This window comes from Cellulomonas biazotea (assembly GCF_004306155.1).
Classification (GTDB): domain Bacteria; phylum Actinomycetota; class Actinomycetes; order Actinomycetales; family Cellulomonadaceae; genus Cellulomonas; species Cellulomonas biazotea.
The window spans coordinates 1-7231 of sequence record NZ_BIMR01000236.1; the positions used below are offsets into that span (position 1 = coordinate 1).

Here is a 7231-nt window from a genome sequence, read left to right on the forward strand (position 1 = left end):
AACATCACCTGCCCCAGCAGGACCGCCACGACCGCCGCCGTCACCAGCTGCCACCACGACGGCCCGATCAGGACGAACGCCGTGAACGTCAGCCCCAGCAACGCCGTCAGCACCACGAACCGCGTCCAGTAGTACACGTGCCGCCGACGCATCAGACCCGACTCCTGCACCGTCCTGCTGAGCACGGTGAAGTCGCTGACCTGCCGCTCCCGCGGGGACAGCGTGCGGCTCGTCGCAGCGAGCACCGGGGTGTCCACGACGGCCTACTCGAAGCGGATCGTCGAGACGGCCGCATGGGTCGCGTCCGACCGCCGTCGCTCCTCGACCTCGCGGGCCTCCGCCGCGACGGCGCGCTCGTCCCGCGCGGCACGCAGGTCGCCGCCGAGGTCGCGCAGCATCGCCGCGAGCGCGGCCGCGAGGCCGTCACGGAGACGGTCGAGGCTCGTGTTCTCGATGAGGAGCCGGCGGTCCGACACGACGAGCCGCAGGGCAGGCCCCGTGGTCGGCGCACCGGACTGCTCGGCGAGCCGTCGAGCAGTCTCGGGGTCCTCGATGCGGGCGCGCTCGTCGCGGGTGACCTGCCGGGAGAACACGGCGGGCACGGTGTAGGTGGCAGGCTCGTCGGGCGTGCCGATCTGGCCGGGGAGCCCGGACTCGAGGATCGACAGCAGGTGCAGGTCGTCGCTCGTGGCGTCCGGAGCGTGCAGGGGCACGGTGGTGGTCATGGTCGGGCCCTTCGTTGAAGGAGGAGGCGGGCGGCCGGGGGGAGCCGCCCGGGCGGCTCAGCGGGTCGGCAGCGTCGGCTGCCGGTCGGCGCGGATGCGGCGGCGGAGCTGGCCGATGCGCAGGGCGCCGACGACGAGCGCGACGACACCGACGCCGAGCCCGGCGATGACGAGCACGAGCGCCAGGGGCGCGGTGCCGGCCATGCCGAGGAATGCGACCTCGACGGGGGCGGTGTTCTGCATCATGAACACCACGAGGGCGACGAGCACGAGCGCGCCGACGCAGACGCCGATCCAGGCCGCGCTCGTCCGGCTGCGGACGGGCTTGGACGCACGGGGGCGGGGACGGGCTGGCGAGCGGGCGGGCCGACCACCGACGGGGAGCGGATGCTCGAGGTCACCGGTGGATCGAGGCGTGGAGTTGCTCTGGACGGGCATGACGCCCTCCTTGGTGGTCCAAGGAGGGCGGGTCCTCGGCTGAGAGCCGGTTCATCCTGAGACTCCTCCCATCGTACGCCTGTTCGGTCGCGACGCCCTGCTGGGACGCGTCCCGGTTCGGCACCGCCCGGCGACCGGGGACGCGCTACGCCGCGGGGAGCAGCGTGGCGAGCAGCGCGTCGAGGTCGACCAGCGCGATCCGCGTCGCGGTGTCGCTGCTGCCGTAGGGCAGCACGAGCGTGCGGCCGTGCAGCATCGCGCCGCACGAGTACACGACGTTCGGCACGTACCCGGAGCGCTCCGCACCGACGGCGCGCAGGAGCGGACGGTCGAGCCGCCCGAGCACGCGCGTCGGGTCGTCCAGGTCGAGCAGCATCGCCCCGATGCTGTACGTCCGCATGGCCCCGACGCCGTGCGTGAGCACGAGCCAGCCGCGCTCCGTCTCGACCGGGGGGCCGCAGTTGCCGAGCTGCACGAGCTCCCAGCCGTGCTCGGGGCGCTGGACGACGACCGGGGTGTCCCACCGCAGCAGGTCGTCGGACGTCGTGATCGCGTTCGTCTCCCGGTCCGCGCGGGACAGCGCGGCGTAGCGGCCCCCGACCCGCCGCGGGAACAGCGCGAGACCCTTGTCGCGCGCGCCGGGCCCGCTCAGCGGCCGGCTGGTCAGGTGCACGAAGTCGTCGGTGCCGAGCAGCTGGATCGCGACGTCGCGCCCGTCGAACGCCGTGTACGTGCCGAGGTACGTCGTGGCGCCGTCGGGCTCGGTGAAGCGCACCAGGCGGACGTCCTCGACACCGTGGCTCTCGGTGGGGCTCTGCGGCATCAGCACGCGCTCGCTCACCGCCGAGCTCGCGGGGAACGTCGCGTCGTAGCTGCGCCGCGCCAGGCGCTCGAACAGCTCGGTGGTGCGGACGGCCGACCCCCGCGTGAGCCGCTGCGACCGCAGCTCGCCGAGCGCACGGTCCAGGTCGGCCCGGTCGAACGACGGCCCGAGCGACGCGAGCACGAAGTCCGCGTTCGCGTGGTCGCCCTCGAGGTCCGCGACCTGCTGCGCGAAGACGGCACGCGCGTGACGAGGCTCGGTCACGACGGGGGCCCGCGCGACCGACGGCGGGGCGTCCAGGGTGACGTCACCGGCCGCGTCGACCGTGCCGGTGCGCAGCTCGAGGCTCGACACGTGCCCCTCGCCCGTCCCGCGCACGGTGAGCAGGAACCGTGTGGACCCGGCCGGCAGCCCGCGCTGGTCGGGGTGCGGCACCATCGACGGGTTGAACAGCGCCGTCGACTCCAGGGCGTACTCCTGCGTGAAGTACGCGCCGACGAGCCGTCGGCGGTCGACGGGCAGGCGGTCCGCGTCGGGCAGCCGGTGCCGGACCATCGCGAAGTGCGCGTCCCACGTCGCGTCGAGGTCGTGGTGGCGGTGCCCGAACCGGGACCTCAGGTCGCCGAGCTCCCGGTGGACCTCGTCCTCGTCGAGCGCGAGCACGCGCGTGAGGACCGGGCCCGACCGCGAGCGCCCGCCGGCCGCCATCTCCTGACCCGGCAGGAACAGGCGGGCGAGGACCCGGTCCGGGTCGGGGTGCAGGACGTGCGCGGTCCGCCGCACCCACGGCGGGTCGCGCCCGTCGCCACCGTCGCCGGTCACCACGCGACCCGCGGGCGGGCCGTCCCGACGAGCTGCGCGCAGGCCAGCCACGCGAGCGTCGACTCGGCACCCTGGTTCCGGTTCACCCCCGTGCGCTCCAGCCCGTCGAACCCGCCTCCCGTGCGGGCGTCGCGCACCGGCACCCCGACGTCGTTCGCGCCCTCGAACCAGGCGGCGCACCGGTCGAGCACGGTCGCCCACGCGCCGTCGCGCGTGACCCGCAGCGCGGTCGCGGCCGCCTCGGCGATCGCCGCGACCTCGATCGGCTGCTGGTCGAACCCGGGCCGCGCGTCGCCCGGACCGCGGCCTCCCGCCGGGACGACCGACAGCCGGCCGTCGACCGTCTGCTCCGCCACGAGCCACCCCAGCAGCAGCAGGCCGTCGGCCAGCAGCGCCTCGTCGCCGAGCACGTCGCCGGCGGCGAGCATCGCCTCGGGCAGCACGGCGTTCGCGTACGTGAGGCGTGCGTGCGGCCACGGCCAGCGCCCGTCGGCCCGTGGCCGCGCGAGCACCGACCGCGCGTCTCGGAGCAGACGCGTCGCGCGCTCGTGGTGCGGGTGGACGCGCAGCAGCTCGACGGCGCCGAGCACCGCGTACGCGGTCGAGCGCGGGTGGGGCGAGCGGGCCGCCATCGCGTCGGTCGCGCCGCGGTGGGCGTCGAGGGCCAGCAGCCCCGCCGGCAGCCGCGCCGCCGCGGTGCCGAGCGCCCACACCGCCCGACCCCAGTGGTCGTCGGTCGACGGCGCGTCGAGCCAGGCACCGTCCGGGGACCGGCGGTTGTGCAGCCGCCCGCCGGGCCGCTGCGCCGCCCGGACGAACGCCAGGTAGGTGCGGGTCAGGGTGACGGCCCTCGCGTCGGGGCTCGGGACCCGGGCCAGCAGCACGAGCGCGCGTGCGACGTCGTCGACGCACATGCCGTGCTCCACGCGCGGTGCGGTGCCGAGGGCGTGCTCGAACAGGCCCGTCGGTGTCGACAGCGCGGCGAGGTGGTCGAGCCGCACCGTCCGGTCGGCGACCGTCGCGGGCATCAGACCGCTGCCGGCAGCGCCAGGTGACGTACGCCCGCGGCGAGGGCCAGGTACTGGGCGGCGACCGTCGGCCACAGCAGCGAGTCGGCCAGGCGCCGCGACGTGGCGGCCATCGAGTCCGCGAGCCCGTCGACCGTGAGCACCTGCTGGAGCGCGACCGCGATGGCCGCCGGGTCGCGCTGCGGGACGAGCAACCCGGCACCGCCCGACAGCAGCTCGACGGCGTGCGGGAACCGGGTCGACACGACCGGCTTGCCGGCGGCGACGGCCTCGGTGAGGACCCCGGAGGTCACCTGCTCGCTCGAGTCGTACGGCAGCAGGACGACGTCGGCCGCCCGGACGACGGCCCGCAGGTCGGGACCTGACAGGTACCGGCCGTCGAACCGGACCGACGCCGTCAGGTCCAGCCCCCGGGCCATCGCGACGAGCCGGTCGCGGTACGCCTCGCCGTCACGCTCCAGCACGCGCGGGTGGGTCTGACCGACGACCCGGTAGGTGGGCAGCGGGACGCGTCGGCGCAGGTCCGCGAGCGCCATCAGCGCCCACTCGATGCCCTTGCCCTCGGACAGCAGCCCCCAGGTCAGGACGGTGCGCGTGCCGCGCCCCGCCGGAGGCGTCACGACCCGCGCGGATGCCCGGTTGTCCTCGGCGCCGTGCGGGACGACCGTGACGCGCGCCGGGTCGACGCCCCAGCCCGCGACGAGCCTGTCGCGGGCCGTCGCGGTCATCGTCACCAGCGCCGCGGACCGCTCGACCAGGCCCGCGAGGACCCGGTGCTGGTTGGGCGACGGCCTGGTCAGCACGGTGTGCAGCACCGTGATGACGGGCACGTGCACGTGGGCGAGCAGGTCGAGCACGTCCTGGCCGTCGGGCCCGCCGAAGATCCCGTACTCGTGCTGCAGCAGCGCGACGTCGTGGTCGTCGAGCGCCCGGGCCGCGGCCTGGGCCCCCGAGCGCGACCCGGTCACCCACTCGTGCACGACGGGCGGTGCCGGGTCCGGGTGCGGCTCGTCGACGAGCCGCACCACGCCCACGTCGGCGCCCGCGGCGAGCAGGTGGGACACGAGTGCGGCGCTGAACGTGGCGATGCCGCACGGCGTGGACGGATAGGTCGACAGGACTGCGAGCCGGATGCTCATCGGGCTTCTTCCCTGGTGCTCTTCGCGCAGCGAGGGTGCTGCCGTGCACGGTGAGAGGAGAAGGCCGCGTCCCTGGGGCGCCGGTGTCCGGCGCCGTCCGCCCGGCTGAGGTGCCCCGGCGAGATCCTGGCCAGCGTAACAGGGGGCCTGCGGGCGTACGCTCGCCCCGACCCCGGGAGGTCCTCGTCAGAGTCGCCGTGCTCGCCTCGATCGCGCATCGCGTCCCGCCGCGCGGCTACGGGCCGTGGGAGCAGGTCGCGTCCACCCTCGCCGAGGGTCTCGTGGCGCGCGGGCACGACGTGACGCTGTTCGCGACGGCCGACTCCACGACGTCCGGGCGCCTGCACGCCGAGGCCCCCGCGGGGTACGAGGAGGACCCGACGGTCGACGCCAAGGTCGCGGAGGCCCTGCACATCGCGGCGGTCTTCGAGCGGGCCGACCGGTTCGACGTGATCAGCAACCAGTTCGACTTCCTGCCGCTCGTGTTCAGCCGCCTGACCTCGACGCCCGTCGTCACGACGATCCACGGGTTCTCCTCGGAGCGGATCGTCCCGGTGTACCGCGCGTACGACGACGTGGCGCACTACGTCGCGATCAGCGACGCCGACCGGCACCCCGACCTCACGTACGCCGCGACGATCCACCACGGGATCGACGTCGACGCGTTCACGCCGGGCGCGGGCGACGGCGGGTACCTGCTGTTCCTCGGCCGGATCCACCCGGACAAGGGCACCGCGACCGCGATCGAGGTGGCCCGGCGCGCAGGGCTGCCGCTCGTGGTCGCCGGGGTCGTGCACGACGCCGCCTACCACCGGCGCGAGGTGCTGCCCCATGTCGACGGCGACCGCGTCCGCTACGTCGGGCCGGTAGGCCCGGCCGAGCGCGACCGGCTGCTGGGCGGTGCGCGGGCGCTGCTGCACCTGGTCGACTTCGACGAGCCGTTCGGCCTGTCCGTCGCGGAGGCGCTGGTCACGGGTACGCCGGTCGTCGCGTACGCGCGCGGGTCGATGGCCGAGCTGGTGCGTCCCGGGGTGTCGGGGTTCCTCGTCGCCGACGTGCCCGGCGCGGTCGAGGCCGTGGCGGCCACCGCCGGGGTCGACCGGGCCGCGTGCCGGGCCGACGCGGTCGCCCGATTCGGCGCCGACCGGATGGTCGACGACTACGAGCGGCTGTTCGCCCGCGTCGCGGGCGCACCCTCCCCCGCCTCGATCGCGTCGAGGTCGCGGACCGCGTAGCGGTGGTGCTCCCACTCCTCCTCGAGGATCGTGTGCAGGCACGACAGCGTCGTCTCGGGGTACTCGGGCGCCCACGGGTTGCGGTGCGGCTCGGCCAGCACGTCCGGTCCGACCGCCGCGAGGAAGTCCCGCACCATCGCGACGCGCCCCGCCCGGGCGTCGAGCACCTCGTCGAACGACGGCGTGCCCGTCGTGAAGAGCGACATGTCGAGCCCGTCGGACGCCGCCTCGGCGTTCGCCACCCCGAGCGGGTGGTACGGCTGGTCGACGCCCAGGACGGCCTTGCGCAGCCACGTGTCGGTCGCCAGGACCAGGTGCCGCAGCGTCTGCGCGAACGACCACTCGCCGTCGACCGACACGTCGACCGTCCCGGGCGGCATCGCCGCGACCCGCTCCAGCGTCGCCGCCCACGTGCGCTCCACCGCCGCCCACGCGGCGCGCAGCCCGTCGGGGTCGCCGGCCCGCCGCTGCTCGCGGCCGGGGAACCGCCGGTCGAGCTCGGCCTCGACGAACGGGACGACGTCGACGCCGTTGACGAGGAAGGCGTGCTCGCCGTCGGGCAGCCACGGCGCGTCGATGTCCGCGCCTCCCGCGTCGACCCCCCGCATGACGACCCCGGACAGGTCGGACCTGACGAACCGCGCCCCGCGCAGGTTCGCGTCGACGAACTGCGTGCCGCGCAGGTCGCCGCTGGTGGGTGTCGTCATGCCGCCTCCTTGGCTAACGCGCCGAGCGGAGCTCCGCCGTGATCGGGCACTGGAACGGGTCGCGCGCCGCGAGGCCGACCGCGTTGAGGTGCCGCACGACGATGCCGTAGGACTCCAGCAGGTTCGCCTCGGCGTACGGGATGCGGTGCTCGGCGCAGAACTCCCGCACGATCGGCCGGAGCCTGCGCAGGTTCGGGCTGGGCATGCTCGGGAACAGGTGGTGCTCGATCTGGTGGTTCAGGCCGCCCATGAACAGGTCGACGAACCGCCCGCCGCGCACGTTGCGGCTCATGAGCACCTGGCGGCGCAGGAAG

8 protein-coding genes and 1 pseudogene are annotated in these 7231 nt (G+C 75.2%); 1 reads left to right on the top strand and 8 read right to left on the bottom strand.

The window, feature by feature from the left end:
- The 6 genes and pseudogenes from CBZ_RS14760 to CBZ_RS14785 form a co-directional block, all read right to left on the bottom strand.
- Window positions 1–257, bottom strand: a pseudogene (locus tag CBZ_RS14760) (acyl-CoA desaturase); the annotation flags it as partial.
- A gap of 6 nt (window positions 258–263) precedes the next feature.
- Window positions 264–725 carry a hypothetical protein gene (locus CBZ_RS14765; RefSeq protein WP_130782276.1) on the bottom strand — a complete coding sequence of 154 codons (462 nt, stop codon included), beginning with the start codon at window positions 723–725 and terminating at the stop codon, window positions 264–266.
- 57 nt (window positions 726–782) lie between these two features.
- Window positions 783–1163 carry a LapA family protein gene (locus CBZ_RS14770; RefSeq protein ID WP_130782277.1) on the bottom strand — a complete coding sequence of 127 codons (381 nt, stop codon included), beginning with the start codon at window positions 1161–1163 and terminating at the stop codon, window positions 783–785.
- A gap of 145 nt (window positions 1164–1308) precedes the next feature.
- Window positions 1309–2808, bottom strand: coding sequence for a glycoside hydrolase family 130 protein (locus CBZ_RS14775; RefSeq protein ID WP_218022782.1), 1500 nt, complete (start codon window positions 2806–2808; stop codon window positions 1309–1311).
- Window positions 2805–3836: a glycosyltransferase gene (locus CBZ_RS14780; RefSeq protein ID WP_130782278.1), complete on the bottom strand. Its 1032-nt coding sequence runs from the start codon at window positions 3834–3836 to the stop codon at window positions 2805–2807. Before CBZ_RS14780 ends, CBZ_RS14775 begins: the two co-directional genes overlap by 4 nt.
- Window positions 3836–4975 (bottom strand): glycosyltransferase, encoded by a 1140-nt coding sequence (locus CBZ_RS14785; protein ID WP_130782279.1) that lies wholly within the window; start codon window positions 4973–4975, stop codon window positions 3836–3838. Before CBZ_RS14785 ends, CBZ_RS14780 begins: the two co-directional genes overlap by 1 nt.
- Window positions 4976–5172: 197 nt before the next feature.
- Between CBZ_RS14785 and CBZ_RS14790 the strand changes: the two genes are divergently transcribed.
- Window positions 5173–6210 (top strand): glycosyltransferase family 4 protein, encoded by a 1038-nt coding sequence (locus tag CBZ_RS14790; protein ID WP_130782280.1) that lies wholly within the window; start codon window positions 5173–5175, stop codon window positions 6208–6210.
- Here CBZ_RS14790 and CBZ_RS14795 read toward each other — a convergent pair.
- Window positions 6135–6917, bottom strand: a complete 783-nt coding sequence (locus CBZ_RS14795; protein WP_130782281.1) for a DinB family protein — start codon at window positions 6915–6917, stop codon at window positions 6135–6137. The genes CBZ_RS14790 and CBZ_RS14795 overlap by 76 nt on opposite strands.
- A 13-nt stretch (window positions 6918–6930) precedes the next feature.
- Window positions 6931–7231, bottom strand: a 301-nt coding sequence (locus CBZ_RS14800; protein ID WP_174768682.1) for a fatty acid desaturase family protein, incomplete at its 5' end; no start/stop codon positions are given.